The sequence below is a fragment of the Kitasatospora sp. NPDC057595 genome (assembly GCF_042800875.1).
In the GTDB taxonomy this organism is placed as follows: domain Bacteria; phylum Actinomycetota; class Actinomycetes; order Streptomycetales; family Streptomycetaceae; genus Kitasatospora.
The window spans coordinates 205251-229876 of sequence record NZ_JBHVGL010000014.1 but is presented as its reverse complement, the minus strand read 5'-3'; the positions used below and the strand labels follow the sequence as shown (position 1 = coordinate 229876).

General features: G+C 75.5%; 18 protein-coding genes. 6 read left to right on the top strand and 12 right to left on the bottom strand.

All coding sequences use genetic code 11. From position 1 onward, the window contains the following. Positions 1-39 precede the first annotated feature (39 nt). Entirely contained in the window at positions 40-1203 is a 1164-nt protein-coding gene (gene fes / locus ACFU9E_RS22260) for an enterochelin esterase (protein WP_380679879.1), read from the top strand. Between the two features lie 45 nt (positions 1204-1248). Here the strand turns inward: fes and ACFU9E_RS22255 are convergent, their stop codons facing one another. Continuing rightward, entirely contained in the window at positions 1249-1746 is a 498-nt protein-coding gene (locus ACFU9E_RS22255; RefSeq protein WP_355362752.1) for a carbonic anhydrase, read from the bottom strand. Between the two features lie 430 nt (positions 1747-2176). Here ACFU9E_RS22255 and ACFU9E_RS22250 point away from each other — a divergent pair, with 430 nt between their 5' ends. Then, positions 2177-3157, top strand: a complete 981-nt coding sequence (locus ACFU9E_RS22250; RefSeq protein WP_380679848.1) for a GNAT family N-acetyltransferase — start codon at positions 2177-2179, stop codon at positions 3155-3157. A 133-nt stretch (positions 3158-3290) separates the two neighbouring features. Here ACFU9E_RS22250 and ACFU9E_RS22245 read toward each other — a convergent pair whose 3' ends face one another. The 3 genes from ACFU9E_RS22245 to ACFU9E_RS22235 all read right to left on the bottom strand — a co-directional run bounded on the left by ACFU9E_RS22245 (position 3291) and on the right by ACFU9E_RS22235 (position 12376). Then, positions 3291-4808: a DHA2 family efflux MFS transporter permease subunit gene (locus ACFU9E_RS22245; RefSeq protein ID WP_380679845.1), complete on the bottom strand. Its 1518-nt coding sequence runs from the start codon at positions 4806-4808 to the stop codon at positions 3291-3293. Continuing rightward, positions 4805-5002, bottom strand: coding sequence for an MbtH family protein (locus tag ACFU9E_RS22240; RefSeq protein WP_380679842.1), 198 nt, complete (start codon positions 5000-5002; stop codon positions 4805-4807). Before ACFU9E_RS22240 ends, ACFU9E_RS22245 begins: the two co-directional genes overlap by 4 nt. A gap of 120 nt (positions 5003-5122) precedes the next feature. Further along, positions 5123-12376 carry an amino acid adenylation domain-containing protein gene (locus tag ACFU9E_RS22235; protein WP_380679839.1) on the bottom strand — a complete coding sequence of 2418 codons (7254 nt, stop codon included), beginning with the start codon at positions 12374-12376 and terminating at the stop codon, positions 5123-5125. A gap of 129 nt (positions 12377-12505) precedes the next feature. Here ACFU9E_RS22235 and ACFU9E_RS22230 point away from each other — a divergent pair, with 129 nt between their 5' ends. Beyond that, positions 12506-13663, top strand: coding sequence for a M20 family metallopeptidase (locus ACFU9E_RS22230; RefSeq protein WP_380679837.1), 1158 nt, complete (start codon positions 12506-12508; stop codon positions 13661-13663). Between the two features lie 116 nt (positions 13664-13779). Here the strand turns inward: ACFU9E_RS22230 and ACFU9E_RS22225 are convergent, their stop codons facing one another. The 6 genes from ACFU9E_RS22225 to ACFU9E_RS22200 all read right to left on the bottom strand — a co-directional run bounded on the left by ACFU9E_RS22225 (position 13780) and on the right by ACFU9E_RS22200 (position 19589). Further along, positions 13780-14565, bottom strand: coding sequence for an AMP-binding protein (locus tag ACFU9E_RS22225; protein WP_380679834.1), 786 nt, complete (start codon positions 14563-14565; stop codon positions 13780-13782). Then, a complete protein-coding gene (locus ACFU9E_RS22220; RefSeq protein WP_030391815.1) occupies positions 14565-14789 on the bottom strand; it encodes a phosphopantetheine-binding protein in 225 nt (74 codons plus the stop codon). The genes ACFU9E_RS22225 and ACFU9E_RS22220 overlap by 1 nt, the downstream gene beginning before the upstream one ends. Positions 14790-14794: 5 nt before the next feature. Continuing rightward, positions 14795-15427 (bottom strand): isochorismatase family protein, encoded by a 633-nt coding sequence (locus ACFU9E_RS22215; protein WP_380679831.1) that lies wholly within the window; start codon positions 15425-15427, stop codon positions 14795-14797. A gap of 83 nt (positions 15428-15510) precedes the next feature. After that, positions 15511-17199, bottom strand: a complete 1689-nt coding sequence (locus ACFU9E_RS22210; protein WP_380679876.1) for a (2,3-dihydroxybenzoyl)adenylate synthase — start codon at positions 17197-17199, stop codon at positions 15511-15513. 92 nt (positions 17200-17291) lie between these two features. Then, positions 17292-18494 (bottom strand): isochorismate synthase DhbC, encoded by a 1203-nt coding sequence (gene dhbC / locus ACFU9E_RS22205; RefSeq protein WP_380679873.1) that lies wholly within the window; start codon positions 18492-18494, stop codon positions 17292-17294. Positions 18495-18737: 243 nt separating this feature from the next. Next, positions 18738-19589, bottom strand: coding sequence for a 2,3-dihydro-2,3-dihydroxybenzoate dehydrogenase (locus tag ACFU9E_RS22200; protein WP_380679828.1), 852 nt, complete (start codon positions 19587-19589; stop codon positions 18738-18740). 305 nt (positions 19590-19894) lie between these two features. Between ACFU9E_RS22200 and ACFU9E_RS22195 the strand changes: the two genes are divergently transcribed. From ACFU9E_RS22195 to ACFU9E_RS22185, 3 genes are all read left to right on the top strand, one after another. Next, positions 19895-21133, top strand: a complete 1239-nt coding sequence (locus ACFU9E_RS22195) for an MFS transporter (protein WP_380679825.1) — start codon at positions 19895-19897, stop codon at positions 21131-21133. A gap of 10 nt (positions 21134-21143) precedes the next feature. Then, entirely contained in the window at positions 21144-21932 is a 789-nt protein-coding gene (locus ACFU9E_RS22190) for a TetR/AcrR family transcriptional regulator (RefSeq protein ID WP_380679822.1), read from the top strand. 89 nt (positions 21933-22021) lie between these two features. Beyond that, entirely contained in the window at positions 22022-22723 is a 702-nt protein-coding gene (locus ACFU9E_RS22185) for a siderophore-interacting protein (RefSeq protein WP_380679819.1), read from the top strand. 7 nt (positions 22724-22730) lie between these two features. Here ACFU9E_RS22185 and ACFU9E_RS22180 read toward each other — a convergent pair whose 3' ends face one another. Together ACFU9E_RS22180 and ACFU9E_RS22175 are read right to left on the bottom strand one after the other, a co-directional pair. Continuing rightward, the gene (locus ACFU9E_RS22180) at positions 22731-23021 is read right to left on the bottom strand and encodes a CYTH domain-containing protein (RefSeq protein ID WP_380679816.1); all 291 of its coding nucleotides are present in this window, start codon (positions 23019-23021) and stop codon (positions 22731-22733) included. A gap of 75 nt (positions 23022-23096) precedes the next feature. Beyond that, complete coding sequence (locus ACFU9E_RS22175; protein WP_380679813.1) at positions 23097-24371, bottom strand: CapA family protein; 1275 nt, start codon at positions 24369-24371, stop codon at positions 23097-23099. Positions 24372-24626: the final 255 nt, after the last annotated feature.

Sequence of the window (24626 nt, the reverse complement as noted above, 5' to 3'; positions counted from 1 at the left end):
CGTTGAGGAGTTCTTCCCGTGCCGACCGAACGGACCACGATGGGTGACGAGTTCTGGGACCGGGTGGCCGCCGAGGGCGCGCCGCTGGTCGACCCCGACCCGGACGACCCGGCCTACCGGCAGGTGACCTTCGTGCTGCGCGACGAGCCGGACGGGCCGCCGTACGACGGCGTGCTCGCGCTCGTCCACACCGTCACCGACAAGGACCGGCACGCCGGCGACCTCACCCCGCACCTGATGGAACGCCGGGCCGGCGGCTGGTCGCGCACCTACCGGCTGCGCGCCGACCACCGGGCGTCCTACCAGCTGTACCCGGTGCGCGGCGCCGTCCCCGGCACCCGGCGGGCCGACTGGCTGCGGGTCCTGGACGGCGCCCGCCCCGATCCGCGGGGCACCGGGGAACTGCTGCCCGCCCGCGACGGGCGCCGCCCCTCCTCGGTGCTCGCCCTGCCGGAGGCACCCGCCCAGCCGTACGCGGCGCGGCGCGCCGACGTGCCCCGCGGCCGCACCGTACGCGCCGAGGTGGCCGGGCGGCGGATCGACGTGCACCTGCCCGCCGGGCACCGCGCCGACGCCGGACCGTACCCGGTGCTGGTCCTGCTGGACGGCGAGATGTGGGGCGAGGTGCTGTCCTTCGGCGACACCCTGGACAACCTGACGGCCGAGGGCCTCGTCCCGCCGACCGTCGCCCTGCTCGTCCACACCATGGGCCCCGGCCGGCCGGACGACCTCAGCTGCAACCCGGACTTCGTCGACCTGCTCGCCGACCGGATCCTGCCCTGGGCCGCCGCCGAGCACCGCGCCACCGCCGACCCGGCCCGGACCGTGATCGCCGGACAGAGCGCGGGCGGCCTGACCGCGGCCTTCGCCGCCTTCCGCCGCCCGGCCCGGTTCGGCAACGCGCTCTCGCAGTCCGGCTCGTTCTGGTGGCCGGACGGCACCGAGTTCGACGGCGGCAGCGAGTGGCTGACCAGGCAGTTCGCCGCCACCGAACAGGGCGGCGCCCGGTTCTGGGTGGAGGTCGGACTCCAGGAGTGGATGCTGCTCACCCAGAATCGCCATCTGCGCGACGTGCTGACCGCGCGTGGCTACGACCTCGCCTACCGCGAGTTCAACGGCGGCCACGACTACGCCTGTTGGCGCGGCGGTCTGGCCGACGGCCTGGTGCACCTGCTGGGCACGGCCGCGCCGCAGGGACGCTGAGGAGCGGGGCCCGGGAGCGGCGCCGACCGCACCCGGGCCCGCCGGTCAGAGCACGACCTCCTTGAGGAGCCCGGTCGCGACGTCGAAGACGAAGCCGCGCACCGAGGTCCGGTGCGGGACGAAGGGGCTGGTGCGGATCCGGGCGGCCGACTGCCGGACGTCCGTCTCCACGTCGGCGAAGGCCTCCGCGGCCCACGGAGGCTTGACGCCGGTCTCCTCCCGGATCGACTCGCGGAAGGCGTCGTCGCCGAAGGTGAGCATGCCGCAGTCGGTGTGGTGGATGAGGATGATCTCCCGTGTGCCGAGCAGCCGCTGGCTGATCGCCAACGAGCGGATCGCGTCGTCGGTCGCCACGCCGCCGGCGTTGCGGATCACGTGCGAGTCGCCCTCGGCGAGGCCGAGCGCGCCGTAGACGTTGAGCCGGGCGTCCATGCAGGCCAGGACGGCCGTGCGGCGGGCCGGCGGGAGCGGGAGCGGCCCGTCGAAGGCCGTGGCGTAGTCGGCGTTGTTGCGCAGGTAGTGGTCGGTGGCGGTGTCGGTCATGGTGGACGGCTGTCCCTTCGGGGCGGTCGGATCGTGGTCGGCCGGGGTGCGCGCGGGCCTGCGGGTGCGCGGAGGGGCGAGCCTCTTGGGTGTGCGCACGCGTCGACGGCGTTCCCCGGCGGGGCGGACGACGGCCGCGGCGGCGCCCCGTGTGGCGGCGCGGCCGGACGGGCCGGGCGATCGAACGATCAGACGATGACCGGACAGCCGGTGGAGTGGATGCGGCCGAAGTCGATGTGACGACGGCGGACGAGCACGGTCATGCGGGCACCGTACTGCCCGCCGCGCCCGGCCGCCGGGGATTCGGGCTTTCACCACCCCGTCGAGTGACCGTTCCGGGACGACGGGTGCTTCCGGAAAAAGCCCGGCGGGGCCGACCGTGGGTCAGTACCGTGTCACATGTGATGGACTCAGCCCTCGGCGGTCGCCGGTGATCCGCCCGTTCCTGCCCGCCGTCGACTACCCCGCGTTGGCCGAGCTGCTGTCGGCCGACGGACCCGCGCCCGTGACGGCGACCGAACTCCGGGAGCGGGACGCGGCGTTGCCGGACACGGACGCGTTCTCCACCGACCACCGGGGGCGGCTCACCGGGCACGGGCGGGTGCGGCTGGTGCACCCCGGACCGTCCGGGGACCTGCTCGCCTTCGCCACCGCCTGGCGCGCGCCCTGGACGCCGCCCGGTGACCTCGCCTCGCTCACCGTCAGCGCGCCCGGCCGTGCGCCGGCCTGGCTGCTGCCGCTCTACGACGGGCTGGAGCGCTGGGCGCGCGGGGCCGGCGCCTCCCGGCTGCTCGGCGAGTTCCCGGACGGGCACGGGGCGTCGGGGCACAGCCACGGGACGTGCCCGTCCGACCTGGCCGCCCTGCTGCTCGGCCGGGGCTACCGGATGGACGCGCACATCCGCTCGGCCGTGGCCGCCGTCGGACCGCACCTGCCCGCCCCGCAGGCACCGCCCGGCATGGTGCTCGACACGCTCGCCACCACCACCGCGCCCGAGCCCGAACGGCAGCTCCACCACCTCTACCGGGAGACCCTGCGGGACAACCCGGGATTCGTCGACGCCCTCCCGGAGTTCGAGCAGTGGCGTGCCGATGCCCTGGGCGCGCCCGGCGGCCGGCCCGACTGGGTGTTCACCGTCGAGTGCACGGGCCGCATCGTCGGCGTCACCGTCGTGCACGCCGTCCCGGACCCGCACGCCTGCCACATCGACTACACCGGCGTGCTGCGCGCCTGGCGGGGCCGGGGGCTGGCGCGGGCCCTCAAACTGCACGCCGCCCGCCACCTCGCCTACCACGGTGTGCGGACGGTACGCACCGAGGTCGAGGCCGGGAACGTGCCGATGGTCGCGGTGAACACGGCGCTCGGATACCGGTGGGGGCCGGGGCACCGGCGGCTGGTCAAGGAGTTCTGAGCGCGGGGCCGGGGGCGGGACGGCGGGACGGCGCGGCGGTGGGGTGGCGGGGTGTCGGGACGACGGGACGGCGGGGTGACAGGACGGCCCGCCGGGTTGCGGAGCCTGGCGGGCCGTCGGTCATGCGGAGTCGTCAGTCCAGCGGCGGGGGCCCCGGGGCCTCCTTGGGGAGGCGCGCCGCGACCAGGGCGCCGAGGGCGACCGCGGCGGCCGTGGCCAGCAGGGCGATCCGGTAGGGGCCGGGGTCGGTGGCGTGGGTGCCGTCCTCGGACAGGGCGCCGATGAGGGCCGCCGCGCCCGCGATGCCGAAGGCGCCGCCGAGGGTGCGGACGATGGTGAACAGGCCCATCGCGCGGCCCATCGCGGGCGGCGGCACGTCGGCGAACCCGGCGATCTGCACGGTCAGCACGGCGGTGCCCAGGATCAGGCCGACACCGAACATCAGCGCCCGCACCGCCCAGGCGTTCTCGCCGACGCCGGGCACCGCCAGCGCGGCCAGCACCAGCGCCGCCAGCAGCAGGGCGGGCAGTGCGAGCAGGCGCGGGCCCAGCTTCGGCAGCAGCCGGTCGACCACCTGCGAGGCGGCCATCAGGCCGATCGCCTCGGGGAAGACGCTCAGGCCCGCGTCCAGCGCCGAGGCGCCGAACGCCGCCTGGTGGAGCAGCGGGAAGGCGAACAGCGCGCCCATCAGGCCGGCGGCGGTCAGCAGTGCCAGGCAACTGGCCGCGCCGAAGGACCGGTCGGCGAGCAGCCGAAGGTCCACCAGCGGCTCCCCGGCGCGGAGTTGGTGTCGGGCGGCGAGGCCGAGCAGCAGCACACCGAGGACCCCAGACGCCGCCACCGCCGGGGAGCCCCAACCGTGCGCGGGGCCGAAGCCGAGCGCGTAGGTGAGCAGGCCGAGGCCGGGGGTGGCGAGCAGGAAGCCGGTGGTGTCGAAGCGGCCGGCCGGCGGCTCCTCCCGGTCGCGCAGGCCGAACAGGCCGGTGAGCACGGCCGCCACCCCGATCGGCACGTTGACCAGGAACAGCCAGTGCCAGGAGAGGTGTTCGGTGAGGAGGCCGCCGAGCGGCGGGCCGAGTGCCGGCATCAGCGCGGTCGGCACGATCAGCACCTTGCCGAGGCCCGCCCGCTCGTGCGGCTCGAACGCCCGGAACAGCAGGGTCATGCCGACCGGGGTGAGCAGACCGCCCGCCACGCCCTGCACGGCGCGGGCGGCGGTGAGCGCGCCGAGGCCGGGCGCGGCCGCGCACAGCGCGCTGGCCAGGGTGAAGACGGCGAGCGAGCCGAGGAAGACCCGGCGCACGCCGAACCGGTCTCCGAGCCAGCCGGCCACCGGGAGGCCGACGGCGAGGCCGACCAGGAAGGCGGTCTCCACGGCGTTGGCGGCGGAGACGGGGCGGCCGAAGTCACCGGCGATGGTGAACAGGGCCGGGTTGACGATCGTCGAGTCCAGGCCGTTCATGCACATCGCGGCCGTGTAGACCAGCACCACGGCGAGGCGCCCGGCGAACAGCGGGCGCGGCGCCGGGCCATCGGCGGCCCCTGGGGACGGGCCGTCGGCGGGCCCTGGGGGCGGGGCGGGGTCCGGACCAGGGGCCGGGGCGGGGGCGGGGCCGGGGGCGGGGGCGGGCTGGGTGTCCGGCCGGCTCATCGGGCCGGGTCGAGGTCGGTCCAGTGGGCGGTGATCCAGTCGAGGGCGGCGGCGCGCTCGCACGGCCCGTGGGCGACGGCCCAGCCGGCCGGGACGGCGGCGAAGGCCGGCCAGAGCGAGTGCTGGCCCTCGTCGTTGACGAGCGCGAGGAACTCGCCGTCGCCGTCGAAGGGGTTGGCGGGGGCGTCGCTCATGGGGTGGGTTCTCCAGACGGGGTGGTCGGTGGGCGGGCTGACGGATGACAGCTGACAGATTTCAAAATCTGTCAGCTGTCATCCGTTATCTGTTATCTGTTATCTGTCAGTTGTCAGTTGTCAGGCGCGGGAGTCGAGGGCGGCGAGGTGCTCCGCGACGACGCCCGCGATGTGCGCGATCGGCTCGGGCAGCGTCATGTCCTTGTGCGAGCAGGCGACGTCCGTGTTGGCGATCCGCCCGGCCACGTAAGGCGTCCACAGCTCGGGCACCAGGGTCTCGTCGATGGTGTCGACGGTGGCGCGGAAGAACAGCACGTCGCCCCGGAGGCGGCGGTGGTCGTAGCCGCGCACCAGGTGGTTGATGTGGAGGTAGATCCGGTTGAGCGCCTCGACGGTGGCGTCGTCCAGGCCGGCCAGCGGGCTGCCCTCGCGGCGCAGCAGCTCGGTGACGTGGCCGAGTTCGAGCGGCCGCCCGTCGAGGTCCTCCGGACCGTAGCCGCCCATGGTGAGCAGCGCCTCCAGGGCCTCGGCCTGGTCCGGGACGGGCAGGTCGCGGAAGCCCTCGGCCGGGTAGGCGTCGAGCACGGCCAACAGCTCGACCGCGCAGCCCAGTTCCTCCAGCCGGGCGGCCATGGCGTGAGCGATGATGCCGCCGGTGGACCAGCCGAGCAGCCGGTAGGGGCCCTCGGGCTGGACCTCCCGCAGCCGGTCGACGTAGTGCGCCGCCAGTTCCTCCATCGTGGCGGGCAGCGGCTCGCCCGCGGTGGCGGCGCCGACACCCTGTGCCTGGAGGCCGTAGATCGGCACGTCGGCCGGGAGGTTGCGGATCAGGCCGGTGTAACACCAGCTGAGGCCGCCGGCCGGGTGGACGGCGAACAGCGGGTTGCGCCGGCCGGGGGCGGTTGGCCGCAGCGGCAGCAGGACGTCCAGCGCGTCGGCGCCGGGGGTGTCGGCGGCGAGCGCGGCGTCCAGGGCGGCGACGGTGGGTGCCTGGAACAGCGTGCCGATGCCGACCTCCAGGCCGAGCACGGCGCGGATCCGGCCGGCGAGCCGGACGACCAGCAGCGAGTGGCCGCCGAGGGCGAAGAAGTCGTCCTCGACGCCGACCGCCGGGACGCCCAGGACCTCGGCGAACAGCTCGCAGAGCTGCTGCTCGCGCGGGTTGCGCGGGGGCCGCCCGCTGCCGGCCTCGGGGGCGTCGGGGGCGGGCAGCGCGCGCCGGTCGAGCTTGCCGTTGGCGGTGAGCGGAAGGCGGTCCAGCAGCACCACGGCGGACGGGACCATGTGGACCGGCAGGTCGGCGGCGGTCCGGGCGCGCAGTTCCTCCGCGCCGGCCGGCTCCGCGCCGGGGGCGAGGACGGCGTAGCCGACCAGGCGCTTGTCGCCGGGCACGTCTTCGCGCACGATCACGGCGGCGTCGGCGACGGCCGGGTGAGAAGCCAGCACGGCCTCGATCTCGCCGAGTTCGATCCGGAAGCCGCGGATCTTGACCTGCTGATCGGCGCGGCCGAAGTACTCCAGGACGCCGTCGGCGCGGCGGCGGGCGAGGTCACCGGAGCGGTACATCCGGGTGCCGCGCTCGCCGAACAGTTCGGCGTACGGGTCGGCGACGAAGCGCTCGGAGCTGAGCGCCGGGCGGCCGAGGTAGCCGCGGGCGAGGCCGGCCCCGGCGACGTACATCTCGCCGGTGACGCCGGGCGGCACGGGCCGCAGGTACGGGTCGAGGACGTAGACGCGCAGGTCGGGGATGTTGACGCCGATGGTGCTGCCGGTGCCGGCGGCGGCGCTCGCGCGGTCGAGGGCCAGGTAGGAGACGTGCACGGTGGTCTCGGTGATGCCGTACATGTTGACCAGGGTGGGCGCGTCCTCGGCGTGCCGCTCGTACCAGTCGTCGAGGCGGCCGAGTTCGAGTGCCTCGCCGCCGAACACCACGTAGCGCAGGGCGAGTTCGCTGCCGGGGCGTTCCCGGTCGGCGGCGCTGAGCTGGTAGAAGGCGGACGGCGTCTGGTTGAGGACGGTCACCCGCTCGCGGGCGAGCAGGTCGAGGAAGGCCGCCGGGTCGCGGCTGACCAGGTGCGGGACGACGACGAGCCGGCCGCCGTGCAGCAGGGCGCCCCACAGCTCCCAGACCGAGAAGTCGAAGGCGTAGGAGTGGAAGAGCGTCCAGACGTCCTCGGCGCCGAAGCCGAACCAGTGGTCGGTGGCGGAGAACAGCCGGACGACGTTGTGGTGGGTGATCGGCACGCCCTTGGGACGGCCGGTGGAGCCGGAGGTGTAGATCACATAGGCGGTGTCCTCCGCGCGCAGCGGCCGGGTGCGCTCGTGCTGGGCGAGCGGGACGGCCGGGTAGCGGTCCGACTCGCCGCCGTCGACCAGGAGTTGCGGGACGTGGTGCTCGGGCATCCGGGGCGCGGTGGCGCGATCGGTGATCAGCGCGGCCGGGGCGGCGTCGGAGAGCATGTAGGCGAGCCGGTCGGCCGGGTACTCAGGGTCGAGCGGCAGGTAGGCGGCGCCGGCCTTGGCGACCGCGAGCAGGCCGACGACCAGGTCCAGGGAGCGCGGCAGGGCGAGCGCGACGATGGTGCCGGGGCCGATGCCGCGGGCGGCCAGCAGACGGGCCAACCGGTCGGCGCGGGCGCCGAGTTCGGCGTATTCGAGCGATTCGCCGTCGCAACTGGCGGCGATCGCCACAGGGTGGGCGAGGGCCGCGGCCTCGAAGAGCTCGGGCAGGGTGGCGCCGGCCCTTGCCGCATCGGGCGGTGAGGCGACGGGGGTGCCGTTCCACTCGACCAGGGCGCGGTGGTGCTCCTGCGCACTGATTTGCGGGAGGAGGCCGACGGCGGTGTCGGGGTCGGTGGCGGCGGCGGTGAGCAGCCGGGCCAGGCGTTCGGCCAGCGCCTGGACGGTGGCCTCGTCGAAGAGGTCGGTGCGGTACTCCAGGAAGCCCGCGATGCCGCCCTCGCGCAGTTCGCCCGCGTTGAGGGTGAGGTCGAACTTGGCGGTGCTGGAGGGGATCGCGGCGATGGTGGCGGTGAGGCCTCCGCCGAGCTCGAACTCCCGGTCGGGGACGGACTGCCAGGCGAGCATGACCTGGAACAGCGGGTGCCGGGCGAGCGAGCGGGGCGGGTTGAGCTCCTCGACCAGGCGGTCGAAGGGCAGGTCGGCGTGGTCGTGGGCGGCGAGGACGGCGGTGCGGGCGCGGCCGAGCAGCTCGCGGAAGGTCGGCTCGCCGGACGTCTCCGTGCGCAGCACCACGGAGTTGACGAAGTAGCCGACCAGGGCGGCGGTTTCGTCGGATTCGCGGCCCGCGACGGGCGTGCCGATCGGGATGTCGGTGCCGCAGCCGTGCCGGCTGAGCAGCGCGGCGAGGCCGGCCTGGACGGCGGTGAACACGCTGGTGCCGGTGGTGCGGGCGAGTGCGGCCAGGGCGGCGTGGGCGTCGGCGTCGAGGCGGAACGGCACGGTGGCGCCGCGGTGGGAGGCGACGGCGGGCCGGGGGCGGTCGGTGGGCAGGTCGAGCTGGTCGGGCAGGCCGGCCAGGGCCTTGCGCCAGTGGTCGAGTTGGCGCACGGCGAGCGGGCCGGGTGCTTCGGCGGTCCCGAGCAGCCGTGCCTGCCAGGCCACGTGGTCGGCGAACTGGATGTCGAGGGGCGGAAGTTCGGGGGATCGGCCGGCGAGGCGGGCGGCGTAGGCAGCGGCGAGGTCGCGGGCCAGCGGGGTGGTGGAGGCACCGTCGGCGGCGATGTGGTGGAGCAGCAACAGAAGGGTTCGGGTGCCGTCGGAGTTGTCGAACAGGCTTGCACGCAGCGGCGGTTCGGCGCCGAGGTCGAAGGCGTAACGGACGGCGTCGGCGAGCGGGCCGGTGCCGTGGTGCAGCTCGACGGGGGCGGGCGGCAGGATCCGCTGGTACGGCTCGCCGTCGGCGGACTCGCCGTAGACCGTGCGCAGGGTCTCGTGCCGGGCCGCGAGGTCGGTCACGGCGAGCGCGAGGGCGTCGCGGTCGAGCGGTCCGGCGAGGGTGAGGGCGAGCGGGATGTTGTAGGTGGGGCTGGGACCTTCGAGCCGGTAGTGGAACCAGAGACCCCGCTGGGCCGGGGAGAGCGGCAGGTGCCCGGTGCGCTCGACGGGGACCAGGGCGGGGCGCGGCTCGGGGGCGGAGCGCTCGCGCAGCAGGGCGGCGAGGGCGACCGGGGTGGGGTTGCGGAACACGTCGGCGAAGCCGACGGCCACCCCGAGGGCCTCGCGCAGCCGGGCGGCGAGCCGTCCGGCGAGCAGGGAGTGACCACCGAGGTCGAAGAAGTCGGCTTCACGGGAGGGCAGTCCGGGCCGCTCCAGGAGGTCGGCGAACAGCCCGCAGATGATCTCCTCCGGCGGGGTGGCGGGCGCGGCGCCGCCAAGGGTCTCGGTGGTGGACTCGGGCTCGGGCAGGGCGCGGTGGTCGAGCTTGTCGTTGCCGGTGCGCGGCAGGCTGTCGAGGACGAGGACGGCGGCGGGCACCATGTGCTCGGGCAGCCGGGCGGCGAGGGCGGAGCGCAGCGCGGCCGCGTCGAGGACGGCGCCGGCGGCGGGGACGGCGTAGCCGAGCAGGCGCTTGCCGCTGGGGCCGGGGCGGGCGATCACCACGGCCCGGTCGACGCCGGGGAGTTCGCCCAGGACGGCGGCGATCTCGCCGGGCTCGATCCGGAAGCCGCGGATCTTCACCTGGTCGTCGACGCGGCCGAGGAATTCGAGGGTGCCGTCGGGGCGGCGGCGGGCGAGGTCTCCGGTGCGGTACATCCGGGCGCCGGGCGGGCCGTAGGGGTCGGCGAGGAAGCGTTCGGCGGTGAGGTCGGGGCGGCCGAGGTAGCCGTGGGCCAGGCAGGCGCCGGCCACGTACAGCTCGCCGGTGGCACCGTCGGGGGCGGGGCGCAGCGAGCCGTCGAGGACGTAGGCGCGCGAGCCGCGCACGACGCGGCCGACGGGGGTGCCGTCCGGTCCCGGGGTCCAGGAGTAGGCGTCGACGGTGGTCTCGGTGGGGCCGTAGAGGTTGACGGGGGTGAGGCCGTCGACGGCGGCGAGGCGGCGCCAGAGCGGTTCGGGGGTGGCCTCGCCGCCGACCGCGATCACGGCGGGGCGGTGCCGGTCCTCGGCCAGCAGGCCCTCGGCGAGCAGGACTTCGAGGTAGGAGGGGGTGACGTCGAGGTAGTCGATCCGCTCGTGGTGGACGTGGGCGGCGAGGGCGGCCGGGTCGCGGTAGGTGTCGTCGTCGAGCAGGTGGAGTTCGTGGCCGTGGAGCATCCACAGCACCGGGTCCCAGGAGGCGTCGAAGGCGAAGGAGGCGCTGTGGGCGATGCGCAGGCGCTCGCGGCCGGTGCGGGCGACGGCGGGGGCGATGTGGTCCTCGCCGTGGCCGGCGTGCAGGTTGGCGAGCGAGGCGTGGGTGACGACGACGCCCTTGGGGCGGCCGGTGGAGCCGGAGGTGTGCAGCAGGTAGGCGGTGTGCGCGGGGTCGGGGGCGGGCAGCGGTCCGATGGGGAGCGCCGCTGCGGGCGGCGCGGCGAGGTCGGCGCGCACGGCCGGGTCGTCGAGGGCGACGGCGGGGCGTCCGGCGGCGCCGGGGAGGGCGGCGAGGGCCTCGGCGGTGCCGACGGCGCAGACCGGGCGGGTGTCGTCGAGGATGTCGGCGATCCGCTGCCAGGGGTGGGCGAGGTCGAGTGAGAGGCAGGCCCCGCCGGCCCTGAGCACGGCGAACATGGCGACCAGGGTGTCGGCGCCGCGCGGCATGGCGAGGGCGACGGGGGTGCCCGGACCGGTGCCGAGGGCGGTGAGGCGGTGCGCCAGGCGGCTCGCGGCGGCGTCGAGTTGGGCGAAGGTGAGGGTGGTGGCGCCGCAGCGCAGGGCGACCGCGTCCGGGGTGCGGGCGGCCTGCTCGGCGAGCAGTTCGGGCACGGTGCGGGTGGCGGGGGGCTCGGTTCGGCCGACGGTGGCCCGGCGCAGCGCGTCCTCGTCGAGCAGGTCGATCCTGGCGATCGGCGTGTGCGGGTCGTCGAGCAGCAGCGTGGCGAGGCCGTCGAGGTAGCGCAGCAGGCCGTCGAGGTGGGCGGCCAGGGTGTCGGCGGCGTAGCGGTCGGGGTGGGCTTCGAGGCCGATCCGCAGGGCGCCGCCGGGGCCGGGCGAGACGGCGAGGGCGAGGTCGTCGACGGGGCCGGCGGCGAGGTTGCGGACGGTGCCGGGCAGGCCGGCGAGGTCGAGGTCGCCCTCAAAGGCCTTGATGTTGACCATCGGTCCGAACAGGGCGCGGCGGGTGCCGGTGAGGGCGAGGTCGCGGCGCAGGTCCTCCAGCGGGTAGCGCTGGTGGCGGCGGACGTCTCGGACTTCCAGGACGACGCGGCGCAGCAGTTCGGCGGCGCTGTCGCCGGGGTGGACGGCGAGGCGCAGCGGCAGCACGTTGGCGGTGGCGATCGGGGTGCGCAGGGCGGCGGGGCCGCGGCGGTTGGCGAGCGGCAGGCCGAGCACGACGTCCTCGGTGCCGGCGAGGCGGTGCAGGTAGCCGGCGGTGGCGGCGATGACGAGTTCGGCCCAGGTGGCGCGGGCGGCCCTGGCGGCGGCCTCCAGGCGGGGCAGGGTGCCGGCGGGCAGTTCGGCGGTGAGGCGGGGTGGGGCCGTGGGGGTGGCGGTGGGGGTGGCCGTGGGGGTGCCGGTGGGGGTGCTGCCGCCGGGGAGGGTGGCGGGGGCGTCGGCGCCGGCCAGTCGGGTGCGCCAGAACTCCCGGTCGGCGGCGTGGTCCGGGCTCGTCCGGTAGGCGGCCTCCTCGGCGGCGGCCTCCGCGGGAGTGGCGAAGGTGCGGTCGCTGGGGCGGGCGCCGGTGGCGAGCGCGGTGTAGAGCTCGGCGACCCGGCCGGCGAGGAGGGTGAGCGCGTAGGCGTCGACGGCGAGGTGGTGGACGCGCTGGTACCACCAGTGGCGCCGGTCGTCGAGGCGGATGAGGGCCTGGGTGAACAGCGGGCCCTCGGCGAGGTCGACGGGGCGGGCGAGGTCGGCGCGCATCCAGGTCTCGGCGGTGGCCTCGGGGTCGGCGTGGGTGCGCAGGTCGAGGTGGTGCAGGGGCCAGGGGCGGCCGGGGACCAGGCGCTGGTGCGGGGCCTCGCCGGCGGCGCCGTCGGTGACGACGACGGCGCCGAGCGCGTCGGCCTCGTCGACGGTCCGGCGCAGGGCGGTCTCGAAGAGTTCGGCGTCGAGCGGGCCGGTGATCTCGACGGCGTCGCCGGTGTTGTAGACCGGGCTGTCGGGGTCGAGCGCCTGGGCGTACCAGATCGCCGCCTGGGTGGCGAGCAGCGGCACGTCGGCTGCGGCGGGGACGGCGACGGGGTCGGACGCGGCCTGGTGGCGACGCATGGTTCTGAGAGCTCCTCGGGTCCGGCGCAACGGAACGCCTACTGCCTACTTAGGTTAGCCTAAGCTATCTACATATCGTCTGGTCAACAGCCCGCCGGGAGGCGGGCCCTGACGCCCCCGGAGGCGCCGATGTCCCCACTGAACGCGAGCGAGCCGGCCGTGGCCGACCCGGGAGTGAAGGAGGCGGTGCGCGAGCGCGTCCTCGCCCACCGGGACGAACTGCTCGCGCTCAGCCGCCGCATCCACGCCCACCCGGAGACCGCGTTCGAGGAGCACCGGGCCGCCGAGTGGTGCGCCGAACTGCTGCGCGCCCACGGGTACTCCGTCGCGCCCGGCGCGTACGGCCTGCCCACCGCCTTCGACGCGCGCCTCGGGTCCGGTCCGGTCACCGTCGCCGTGGTCTGCGAGTACGACGCGCTGCCCGGGCTCGGCCACGCCTGCGGCCACAACCTCATCGCCGCCGCCGGCCTCGGCGCCGCACTCGGTCTCGCCCCGTACGCGGACCGGCTCGGGCTCACCGTGCGGGTGATCGGCGCCCCGGCCGAGGAGCGCGGGGCGGGCAAGGCGCTGCTGCTGGACGCGGGCGCCTTCGACGGCGTGGACGCCGCGATGATGGTCCACCCCTGTCCGGTGGAGGTCGCCGACTTCCACTCCTTCGCGCTCGGCACCCTCTCCGTGCGCTACACCGGCCGCGCCGCCCACCCGAGCCTCGATCCGCACGAGGGGCGCAACGCCGCCGACGCGCTCACCGTCGCGCAGGTCGCCCTCGGGCTGCTGCGCCAGCAGCTGCCGTCGCACTGGCGGGTGCACGGCATCACCACGGCCGCCGGGACTGCGCCCAACCTCATCCCCGACAGCGCCGCGGCCGAGTACGAGATCCGCGCCTCGGTGGCCGAGGACCTCGCCGAGCTGCGCACCCGGGTCGAGGACTGCTTCCGGGCGGGCGCGCTGGCCACCGGGTGCGAGGTCGAGCTGACCCGGCCCGAGCCGGACTACCTGGACTTCCGCAGCGACGCCGGGCTGCTCGGCCTGTGGCGGGCCAACGCGGCGGCGGTCGGGCGTCCGAAGCCGGTCGAGAGCGGACCGTTCGCCTGCACCGACATGGGCAACGTCTCGCACGTGCTGCCGGCCATCCACCCGGTGCTGGACATCACCGGCGGAGCCTGCGGCCCGCACGAGGCGGCGTTCGCCGAAGCCGCCGTCTCACCGGCGGCGGACCGGGCGATCGTGGGGGGCGCCGTCGCCATGGCGTGGACGGCGGCGGACTTCGCGGCGGGGCGGCGGTGACGGCGGTGGCGGCGGTGCGCTGACGGCTGACAGATAACAGCTGACAGATTTCAGAATCCGTCAGCTGTTATCTGTCATCTGAAATCTGTCAGTTGTCAGCCGTCAGCTGTCAGTCGTCAGCCGCGCTCCGGAACGAGGTGCACCGGTCCCGGCTCGGGCAGTGGCTCTCCGAACACCGAGGGCGCGGCCCGCAGGGCCGTCACGCCGGCGTCCCGGACCAGCTCCCCCACCTCGCCCGGTCGGTCCGGATCGGCCAGCACCAGCGCCGCCCCGGTCCGCAGCGGCCACAGGAACTCCCACAGCGGCAGCCCCAGTTGCAGCACCCGGTCGCCCGGCCCGAGCCCGTACGCGGCCTGCAGCTCGCGCACCCGGCGGTCCACCTCGGCGTGCGTCGTCCACACCCCCGCCGGCCGCCCGCCCGGGCCGTACGCCCGACAGAGCGGATGCTGCGGGGCGAGTGCCCGGGGCGGGTCGGTGACCGCCCGGCCGGCCAGTTCGGCGGCGGCCGGCCGTTCCGCGTCCCGCACCCCCTCCCCCAGTACACAGACCGGCGACGCGTCCGCCAGCAGCCAGGCCAGCCGCCCCGGCGCGTCGTCCGGGTCCAGCGCCAGATACGCCGCCCCCGACTTGGCCACCGCCAGCAGCGCCGGCACGAGGTCGGCCGGGCGGGTGAGCGCGAGGCCGACGACCGTACCGGGGCGGGCGCCGCGCTCCGCCAGGAAGCGCGCCGTCCGGTTCGCCGCCGCGTTCAACGCGCCGTAGCTCACCGGCGGCGCACCGGCCGGCAGCAGCGCCGGGGCGTCCGGCGTCCGGGCGGCCTGCGCCTCGAAGGGGCCGATCGCCGTGGTCGCCGGCCACCGCCGCACCCCGGCGGGCCGGGGCGCCCCCGGGCCGGGCTCCATCAGGACGCGCCGAGCAGCTCGGCCCAGGCCTCGACGGCCGGGCGCTCGGCCAACTGCAGAAAGGCCACCTCGGCGCCCTCGGCCCGCCAGCGCTCGGCCAGCGCCATCAGCCGCACCGAGTCCAGGCCCCAGTCGGCCAGGTTCTCGTCCAGCGGGATGTCCGCCGGGTCCTCGCCGAGCAGGTCGGCGACCTCGGCCCGGATCCGCTCCACGGTGAAGGCCATGCCCGTCACTTCCCTTCCAGTACGGCATCGGTGGCGGTGACCACGCCGCAGCGTCCGGCCACCCAGGTGAGCGCGGCGCGGTGCTCGTCCGCGCCGAAGTCGGCGACCGCGTCGGCCACCACGAACGCCCGGACGTCGCGCATCCACGCGTCGCAGGCGGTGGCCTGCACCCCGATGTGGGCGTAGACGCCGGTGATCACCAGTTCGTCGCGCCCGTGCTCGCGCAGCAGCTCGTCCAGGTCGGTGCGGACGAAGGCGCTGTACTTCCACTTGGTGAGCAGCCGGTCGCCCTCGGCCGGGGCGACGGCGTCGGCGATGGCCGCCGCCCGCGGGTCGTCCGGGATGCCCGGGCCCCAGAAGTCCTGCTGCAGGCCGCGCTGTTCGGGGGTCTGGCCGCCCGGCTGCGCCGAGTAGACGACCGGGACGCCGTGTTCGGCCGCCCAGGCCCGCAGCCGGTTGATGTTGGCGAACAGTTCGGTGACCGGCGCGGCCGTCGTGTCGAAGGCGCTCAGGAAGTGGTTCTGCAGGTCGTGCACCAGCAGCACGGCCCGGGACGGGTCGACCGTCCAGTCGACCCGGTTGACCGGCAGGTCGGTGGCGGCGGGCATCGGATAGGAGGGGATGCGGGGCAGGCCCACGGCGGTGCTTCCTTAGCTGTGTCGGGGAGTTCAGGTACTTCGGGGACTTCGGGTACGTCGCGGACGTCGCGGACGTCGGGCGTTCAGCCGGTCGCGAGGCCGGCGGCGATGGCGGCGCGCAGGTCCTTCTTGCTGACCTTGCCGATGCCGGTGGCGGGGAAGGCGTCGACGAACTCGACGCGGTCCGGGACCTTGAAGTCGGCCAGCCCGCGCTGCCGCACGAAGCGCTTCAGCTCGACGGACTTCGGCGGGCGCGCGCGGTGTTCCTCGCGCAGCACGACGTAGGCACAGGTGCGCTCGCCGAGGTAGGGGTCGGGCATCGAGACCACCGCGGCGTCGTGCACGGCCGGATGGGCCAGCAGGTGGTTCTCGATCTCCTCGGCGGCGACCTTCTCGCCGCCCCGGTTGATCTGGTCCTTGGCCCGTCCCTCGACCACCAGGTGGCCGGTGGCGGTGCGTCGGACCAGGTCACCGGTTCGGTAGAAGCCGTCCGTGGTGAAGGAGTTGGCGTTGTGCTCAGGCGCGTTCCAGTAGCCGCGGATGGTGTAGGGGCCGCGGGTGAGCAGGTGGCCGGTGGTGCCGTCGGGCAGCTCACGGTCCTGGTCGTCGACCACCCGCACCTCGTCGTCCGGGGAGATCGGGCGTCCCTGGGTGGTGACGATGACCTCCTCCGGATCGTCCAGCCGGGTGTAGTTGACCAGGCCCTCGGCCATCCCGAACACCTGCTGGAGGGTGCAGCCCAGCACCGGGCGCACCCGCCGGGCGGCCTCCTCGCTGAACTTGGCACCGCCGACCAGCAGCACTTCCAGGCTCTCCAGCCCGGTCGGCGCCCCGGCCGCCCGGCGCCGCTCGGCGGCCTCCAGCCAGAGCAGCGCCAGCGGCGGCACCAGGCCGGTGATGGTCACGCCCTCGCGCTCGATGAGTGGGAACGCCGTCTCGGGGCTCGGCTGCGGGCAGAGCACCACCCGGCCGCCCGCGTACAGGGTGCCGAGCGAACCCGGCGAGCTGAGCGGGAAGTTGTGCGCGGCGGGCAGCACCACGAGGTAGACGCTGTTCTCGTCCTGGCCGCAGAGCTCGACCGAGCCCCGCAGCGAGTAGATGTAGTCGTCGTGGGTGCGCGGGATGAGCTTGGGCACCCCGGTGCTGCCGCCGGACAGCTGGAGGAAGGCGACGTCGCCCGGCCCCGGTTCGGGCTGCGGCTCCTCCCCGTCGCCGGCCGGGTCCACCGGGACGGCGGCCAGCGGCGTGTGCGCGCCCGCGTCGCCGCCCGCCACCAGGACGTGCCGCAAGGACGGCGTCTCCGCCCTTACCCGGGTGGCGAGTTCGCGGTAGTCGAAGCCGCCCTCGACGGCCGGGACGACGTAGCCGACGGCGCCGGTGAAGGCGCAGAAGTAGGAGATCTCGGTGTACCGGTGCGCGGGCAGCGCGAAGACCGGCAGCGCGCCGATCCGGAACAGCCCGAAGACCACCTCGAAGAACTCGGCGATGTTGGGGAGCTGGACCACCACACGGTCGCCGCGGCCGATGCCCAGGGCGCGCAGCCCGGCGGCCATCCGGTCCGCCCGCCGGTCGAGTTCGGCGTACGTCCAGCGGCGGGTCGGGTCCTCGCCCTCGCCGCCGACCGGGTCGACGACGGCGATCCGGTCGGGGTGAGCGGCGGCGCGCTCGCGCAGCATCGAGCCGAAGGTCTCGCCGCGCCAGTGTCCGGCGGCCCGGTAGCGCTCCGCGAACTCCGCCGGACAGGGGGTGAATCCGGCGAGCACCCGCCGCATCGGATCCTCCGCGTGGTCCAGCTGGTCCACCGGGCCCGCCGGATCGAGGTCGAGCGGTTCGGTCACGGAGTCCCCCGGGGTGGTCGGATCGCTCACCGCGGTACCCCCGCGGCGTCCAGGAAGGTACGGAACTTGGCGCTGGTCTCGGCGAGTTCGGCCTCCGGCCGGGACTCGGCGACGACGCCCGCGCCGGCGAACACCCGCAGCGTCCGCTCGTCGGCCTCGGCGCAGCGCAGGGTGACCACCCACTCGCCGTCGCCGTCCGCGTCGCCCCAGCCGACCATGCCCGCGTACAGGCCCCGGTCGAACGGCTCGATCTCGCGGATCGCCGCGCGGGCGAGCGGGGTCGGACTGCCGCAGACCGCCGGGGTCGGGTGCAGGGCGACGGCCAGCTCCAGGGCCGAGACCGCCGGGTCCGCCAGTTCGGCGGTGATGGTGGTGGCCAGGTGCCACATCGCGGCCGTGCGCACCAGGGTGGGCCGTTCCGGCACGTCCAGGGTGCGGCAGTACGGGGCGAGCGCGGCGCGGATGGCCTCCACCACGAAGGCGTGCTCGTGCAGGTCCTTGGGCGATTCCAGCAGCGCGGCGGCGCGCCGGACGTCCTCGCCGAGGTCGGCGCTGCGCGGCACGGAGCCGGCCAGCGGATTGGCGACGACGGCGGCGCCGTGGCGTGAGAGCAGCAGTTCGGGGCTGGCGCCGATGAGGGTGCGCCCGCCGCCGGCCGGAACGCCGAAGGTGTAGCCGCCGGGGTCGCGGCGGGCGAGGCGCTGGAGGATCGCGGGCAGGTCGAGCGGGCGGTCGGCTTGCAGCTCCAGGGTGCGGGCGAGCACCACCTTGCTCAACTCGCCCTCCTGGAGCCGGTTCACGGCCTCGGCGACGCCGGCGCCGTACGCCTCGGGGGCGGGCACCGGGCGGACGTTCCAGTCGATCCGGTCGGCGGCCGGGGCGGGCAGGGCGATCAGCGGGTCGTCGCGCAGCGCGCCGCAGCCGCGCAGCCGGGCGGGAACGGCGAGTTCGGCCCGGCCGTCGTGGTCGAACGCCACCGCGCCCACCACCAGCGGGTGTTCGATGCCGTCCCGGCGGGCCCGGGCGAGGGTGTCGGCGACCCGTTCGGCCAGCGGACGCCCGTCCTGGGGCACCCGGGCGTGCACGCCCTCGGCGAGCAGCGTGCGGGTCGGGGAGGCGAAGAACGCCTCGTCGGGCGCGGCCCGATACTGGCCCAGCAGCCCGCTGGCCGCGCCGATGACGGTGTGGTCCGTCCCGGCGGGGGCGTGGTGCACGGTGGTCACCTGGATTCTCCCAGTCTGCGAGTGGTCGCCGGGCGTCGCTGTTCGCGGCGGTCGGCGGGTGGTGTGGTTCGGGGCGCGCCCCGGTGGGGTGCGGCCCCCGGTGGGGTGCGGCCCCCGGCGGGGCGGCGGGTCCGGGCGCCGCTCGTCCCGGGTCGCGGTCCGCGCGGCGGTCCGGGCCACCGGGTGCCCGGGCGTCCGGCTGCCCGGGCGGCACGGCCCGGGCGGCACGGTGTTCGGACTGCCGGGGTGTCAGGCGCGCAGGGTGGCGCCGCCGTCCACGTAGAGGTCGTGCATGGTGATGTGGCGGGCCCGGTCGGAGACCAGGAAGGCCACCGCCTCGGCGACGTCGGCGGGTTGGGCGATCCGGCCGAGCGGGATGCCCACCCGGTAGCCGGACAGGTCGCCGTCGATGACGCGCTGTTCGGCGGCCGCAGCGTCGTCGCGCCAGAGCGCGCGCTGCATCTCGGTGTCGGTGGAGCCGGGCGAGACGATGTTGCAGCGCACCCCCGAGCGGCCGAGTTCCAGGCCGAGACAGCGGGTGAACATGGTGGCCGCCGCTTTGGAGGCCGCGTAGGCGGCCATCCCGGTGCGCGGCACGCCGGCGGCGTTGGAGCCGACGGTGACGATGACACCGCCGCCGCGCCCGGCCATCCGTCGCCCGACCGCGCGCGAGGCGTGGAAGACCCCGGTCGTGTTGACCGCGAAGGTGTCGGCCCAGTCCTGGTCGCTCAGCTCGGTCACCGGCGCGGCGCGCAGGATCCCCGCGACGTTCACCAGGATCCCGACCGGGCCGAGTTGACGCTCGACCAGGGCGACGGTGGACTCGACGGCGGCCGCGTCGGTGACGTCCAGCAGGTAGGGGTGAACGGGGCCGCCGGTGGCCGGGTCGCTCGCGCCCGGGGCGCCCGGCCGTTCCGCGAGTTCGTCCGCGAGGGCGGCGAGCGGGCCGGGGTTGCGGTCGGCTGCGGCGACGACGGCGCCGGCGGCGACGAGCGCGCGCGTCACGGCCGCGCCGATGCCCTGCCCGGCGCCGGTCACGATCGCGACGGCGCCGGCGAGTTCGGACTGTTGCACAGGAAAATCCCCTCCGACCAGCAACATTAGGCAAGCCTAACCTAACACAGTTGTTCGGAGCCGCCGAGAGGCCGCGCGCGGCCCGGCGACCCCTGCGGGGGCGTCAACTGCGGTCGGTGGCGCGGGCGGAGCGCCGGGGCCGGGCGGTCGAGGAATCTAGACGCAACGTTGCGTCCAGTGCTACGGTCGCGGCGTCGAATCGAGACGCAACGTTTCGTCCACTTTTGGCGCTCCGAGCCTCCACGCTCTGTGCCTCCGCACGTCTGCGCCTTCGCATCTTCACGTCTTCACTCCTTCCGAGCCATCCCCGTCTCCCCACCCGAGGAACACCCATGCACTCCGCCCCGCCCCGACGCCCCGGCGGTCGCCTCGCCCCGGCCGCCGTCGCCCTCGCCTTCTGGGTCACCATGGCCGGCACCACCGTCCCCACCCCGCTCTACCCCCTCTACCAACAGGGCTTCGGCTTCTCGACGTTCACCGTCACGGTGGTCTTCGCCGTCTACGCGCTCGGCGTGGTCGCCGGACTGCTCGCCCTCGGCCGGCTCTCCGACCAGATCGGCCGCCGGCCCGTCCTGCTGGCGGCCCTGCTGCTCGCCGCGGCCGCCGCCGGGCTGTTCGAGGCCGCCGACTCACTGCCCTGGCTGCTCGCCGCCCGCGTGCTGTCCGGCTTCGGCGCCGCCCTGGTCACCGGCGCCGCCACCGCCGCCCTGCTCGACCTCGCCCCGCCGGAGCGCCGACTGCGCGCCCAGACCCTGGCGCTCGCCGCCAACATGGGCGGCCTGGCCGGCGGCACCCTGCTCGCCGGCGGCCTCGCCGAATGGGCCGGCTCGCCGCTGCGGCTCCCCTGGACGGTCACGCTCGTCCTCACCGGCGCCGCCCTGCTCGGCCTGCTCGCCGTCCCCGAGACGGTGCCCGCCGAGCTGCGCGCCGCGTCCCGGTTCCGGCTGCGCCTCCAGCCGCTGCGCGTCCCGCCCGCGATCCGCGCCGACTTCCTGCGCGCCGCGCTCGCCGGCGGCGCCGGATTCGCCGTCACCGGTGTGCTGACGGCGGTCAGCGGGCTCTTCCTGGCCACCGTGCTCCACCTGCACCACCACGCGCTGACCGGGCTCGTCGTCGCGCTGGCCTTCCTCTCCACCGCCGTCGGACAGCTCCTCGTCCGGATCCTGCCGCCGGCCCGCGCGCTTCCGCTGGCCTGCGCCGGGCTGGTGCTGGCCGCCGGACTGGTCGCCGGAGCACTGCTCGGCGGCACACTGGCCCCGCTGTTGCTCGGCGCCTGCGTCAACGGCCTCGCCACCGGCACGGCCATCGGCACCGGACTGGGCACCATCAACGGCGGGGTGGCGCCGCAGCAGCGCGGCGAGACGGTGTCCGCCTTCTTCGCGGTGCTGTTCACCATGCTCTCGCTGCCGGTGATCGGCGTCGGCGTGCTGGTGCGGGTGACCGACCTGCGGACCGGCGGGGTCGCCTTCAGCGCCGTGGTCGCCCTGCTGGCACTGGTGATCGCGGCGGGGCTGGTGCGTCGGCCGCGCGGAGCCCGACAGGCGCCGACCACCCGTCCCGAGCGGGCGTGAGAGGATGGCCGTGCCCACCGCCACCGGCCCGCAGCGGCCCCCGGACAAGGACCGACCCGCCATCGCCGCCCAGCCCCGCCCCGCCACCGGAAGCCGCGCCGTCGGCGGCCGGGCGAGCGCCGCCACCCCGGCGGGGAGCGGAAGCGGCACCGGAGCCGTTGGCGGTACCGGCAGCGGACGGCGCAGCGAGGCCGCGCGCCTGGCGGTGCTGAACGCCGCCGACGACCTCCTGGTGGAGGTGGGCTTCGAGGGCCTCACCATCGAGGGCATCGCCGCCGCCGCCGGGGTCGCCAAGCAGACGATCTACCGGTGGTGGAAGTCGAAGGTCGACATCCTCTTCGACAACCTCGTCCTCGACGCGGCCACCGCCCTGGCCTGGCCGTCCGACACGCCTTCCGGTCCGGCCGACCTGCGCGCCTACGTCCACCGGTTCGCGGCCTTCCTCGGCACGGAACCGGCCGGCCAGGTCCTCCAGGCGCTCCTCGGCCACGCCCAACTGGACGCCCGGACCGCCGAGTTGCTGCACGGCGGGTTCCTGGACGAGCTGCGCGCCCGGGACATCGCGCACACCCGCGCCTGCCTCGGAATCGGCACAGGCGCGGGCGCGGAGTCGGAATCGGGCTCGGCTACGGACGCAGGTGCGGGTTCGGGAACGCGTGCCGACGAGATCGGTGCCGACGAGGCCGCCGTCCTGCTGGACACCCTGCTCGCCCCGCTCTACCACCGCGCGCTGGTGCTGCGCCGCCCGCTGGACGCCGCGTTTGTCGACGCACTGCTCGACCAGCACCTTTCCCGCTGACCCATCCCCTTCCCAACTGCGCCGCGCCCGGCCCGTGTTCACCTCCGGGTCGACCGCCCGCGCGCACCGGATCCCCGCCAGGAGTCACCGTGTTCCGTCGCCCCCGGCCGACCCACGACGTACGGGTCGTCGCCGTCACCCCGCTCACCCCCGCCCTCGTCCGGCTCACCTTCACCGGACCCAGCCTGGACACCCTCGCCATCGAACACCCCACCCAGTGGGTCAAGTTGGGGCTTCCCGAGGGCCACTCCCGGGCCTACACCATCCGCCACCACCGCCCGGCCGAGCGCGAGGTGGACATCGACGTCGTCCTGCACGGCAACGGTCCGCTGTCCCGCTGGGCCGAGATCGCCCGCCCCGGCGATCCGGCCCGACTGGCCGGGCCACGCGGCCGCCGCCCCTCCTTCGACGACGCCGGCCATGTACTGCTCGCCGCCGACGAGAGCGCCCTGCCCGCCGCGCTCACCATCCTCGACGACCTCGCGCCGGCCGTCCCGGTCTCCCTGTTCGTCGAGGTCGGCGACGCGGCCGGGTCCGCCGTGCCACTGCCCGACCGGGTCGGCCTGACCGCGCACTGGCTGACCCGCGACCCCGGCCTGCCGAAGGGCCGCACGCTCGCGGACACCCTGCTCACCACCGACCTCCCGGCCGGCACCGCGGCCTGGCTGGCGGGCGAGGCGAACTCCGTGGCCACCGTGCGCCGTCACCTGCTGACCGACTGGGCGCTGCCTCGCGAACGCGTCCACAGCAAGGGCTACTGGAAGCACGGCGAGGCGGACCACAAGGATTGACGGCGCGTCACGGTCGAGGCGGACGAAGGCGGGCGGCCGCCACGGCGGCGGTGTACGGCTCGACGGTCAGGTCACCCTCCGGCACGCCGAGCCCGGCCAGCACCGCCCGGACGGCCGCGAGCGCGGCGGGCAGCTCGCGGATCCGCAACTCACGGTCGGTTGCGGAGAGCCGACCGCCGGCCGTGTCGTAGTAGGTGTCCCGGTACACCTCGGCGCGCCCCGGCCCGTACGCGTCCTCCAACCGTCGCAGCACGGTGTCCGGTTCACGCACCACCGCCTTCAGCTCCGCCTCGATCACCGCACGCCCCCACGTTCCTTCGTCGGCCGGTCGGGCCCCGGGAAGTACACCGTAGCGATCACCGCCGTCCACCGCTCAGCGTGAAGCGGTGCGGGTGGGCGTGGGCGTGGGCGTGGGGGCAGGGGTCCGCGCGGCGCCCGAGGCAGTGCCGGTGCCGGACCCGGTGCTGGACGCGCCGACCGACGCGGCGGCGGGGCCTGGAACGGGGGCCAGGCCGGTGCAACCGCGCAGACCGTCGCGGCGTTTGAGGGCGGCGGTGGCGGCGGCACCGGACTGCGGCACCGGCACGCCCTTGTCGTCGATGCTCGCCGGGGCGAACGCCTCGCCGAGCACCTTGCCGGCCGGGCTGACGGTCAGCGTCGTGACCCCGGTCTCGTTGGAGTTGGCGTAGTTGGAGGTGCCGTACCAGAGGAAGTTGCCGAAGCCGTACCCGATGTAGGTGTCCCCGATCATCCCGGCGCCGAGCATGGTGTGCGCGTGCGTGCCGACCACGGCGGTCGCACCCGCGGCGGCGAGCTTCTTGGCGATCGCGGTCTGCGCGGCGGTGGGACAGGCCTTGCCCTCGTCGCCCCAGTGCAGGTAGACGAGCACCACCGGCGCCTGGCGTTTCGCCTCGCCGACCGCCTTGAGCAGCGCGGCGGTGTCCAGCGCCGAGGCGATGCCGGGCTTGTTCGCGCCGGCCCGCCACTTCTGGTTGGTGAGGTCCTCGACCTGGCTGGCCGCCACCACCGCGACCTTCACCCCGCGCACCGTGCTGACGTACGGGGCGTACGCCTCCTCGGAGTTGCGGCCGAAGCCGACGATCGGGACCGGCGAGGAGGCCTTCGCGGCGAGGGTGTCGGTGAGACCGTCGGCGCCGTAGTCGACCGCGTGGTTGTTGGCGAGCGAGACGACGTCGACGCCGGAGTCCTTGAGCGCGGTGAGCGCCTTGGGCGAGGTGCGGAAGGTGTACGTCTTGGGCTCGGGGGCGCCGCGTTCGGTGATCGCGGTCTCCAGGTTGAGCACGGCCAGGTCGGCGGCGGAGAGGGTCTTGGCCATCGGGCCGAGCGCCGTCTCGGGCGGCTGCACGGAGAGCCGGGCCTCGGTGCGGCCCTCGAAGTGGACGTCCCCGGCGAACGCCACCGTGATGCTGCCGTCGGGACGGGGCGCCGCGGTGTCGCCGGACTCCTGGTCGCCGGGGGCGGCGGAACCGTCGGACGCACCGGGCGAGGCCTTTGCGGCGGCCGCGTCGGCCGCCGCCTTGGCCGACTTCGATGCCTTCACGGCGGCCGGATCGGGGTCGTCCGGCCCGCAGGCGGCCACGGGTATCAGCCCGATCAGCAGGGCGACGGCGGCCGCGGCACGGCGCATGAGTTGTTCCCCCAAGGTCGATCCGGAAGCGGTCAGCCTACGCCACTCCCCCGCGCCGCCTTCGCCCCGCCTCCACAATCGAAACCCGCCCGTCGCCCGGCGTCCGGGGCCGCCCGCTCCGGGCCCGCGCGTCCCAACCCGCTGCCGCGCCTTGGCCATTCCGTCCCTGGCGCGGCGCCCGGGGTGGCGCGCAGCGTGGAAGCGTGGAGGCCCCGCGAGGGTGCCGGGGCCGTGACGGCAGGCGGGCGGTGTGGG

Bases quoted from the DNA above. Each gene is read 5' to 3' on its own strand.
- fes (WP_380679879.1), top strand. From the start codon at position 40: ATGGGTGACGAGTTCTGGGACCGGGTGGCCGCCGAGGGCGCGCCGCTG.
- ACFU9E_RS22255 (WP_355362752.1), bottom strand. From the start codon at position 1,746: ATGACCGACACCGCCACCGACCACTACCTGCGCAACAACGCCGACTAC.
- ACFU9E_RS22245 (WP_380679845.1), bottom strand. From the start codon at position 4,808: ATGAGCCGGCCGGACACCCAGCCCGCCCCCGCCCCCGGCCCCGCCCCC.
- ACFU9E_RS22240 (WP_380679842.1), bottom strand. From the start codon at position 5,002: ATGAGCGACGCCCCCGCCAACCCCTTCGACGGCGACGGCGAGTTCCTC.
- ACFU9E_RS22235 (WP_380679839.1), bottom strand. From the start codon at position 12,376: ATGCGTCGCCACCAGGCCGCGTCCGACCCCGTCGCCGTCCCCGCCGCA.
- ACFU9E_RS22230 (WP_380679837.1), top strand. From the start codon at position 12,506: ATGTCCCCACTGAACGCGAGCGAGCCGGCCGTGGCCGACCCGGGAGTG.
- ACFU9E_RS22225 (WP_380679834.1), bottom strand. From the start codon at position 14,565: ATGGAGCCCGGCCCGGGGGCGCCCCGGCCCGCCGGGGTGCGGCGGTGG.
- ACFU9E_RS22220 (WP_030391815.1), bottom strand. From the start codon at position 14,789: ATGGCCTTCACCGTGGAGCGGATCCGGGCCGAGGTCGCCGACCTGCTC.
- ACFU9E_RS22210 (WP_380679876.1), bottom strand. From the start codon at position 17,199: ATGCGGCGGGTGCTCGCCGGATTCACCCCCTGTCCGGCGGAGTTCGCG.
- ACFU9E_RS22200 (WP_380679828.1), bottom strand. From the start codon at position 19,589: ATGTTGCTGGTCGGAGGGGATTTTCCTGTGCAACAGTCCGAACTCGCC.
- ACFU9E_RS22195 (WP_380679825.1), top strand. From the start codon at position 19,895: ATGCACTCCGCCCCGCCCCGACGCCCCGGCGGTCGCCTCGCCCCGGCC.
- ACFU9E_RS22175 (WP_380679813.1), bottom strand. From the start codon at position 24,371: ATGCGCCGTGCCGCGGCCGCCGTCGCCCTGCTGATCGGGCTGATACCC.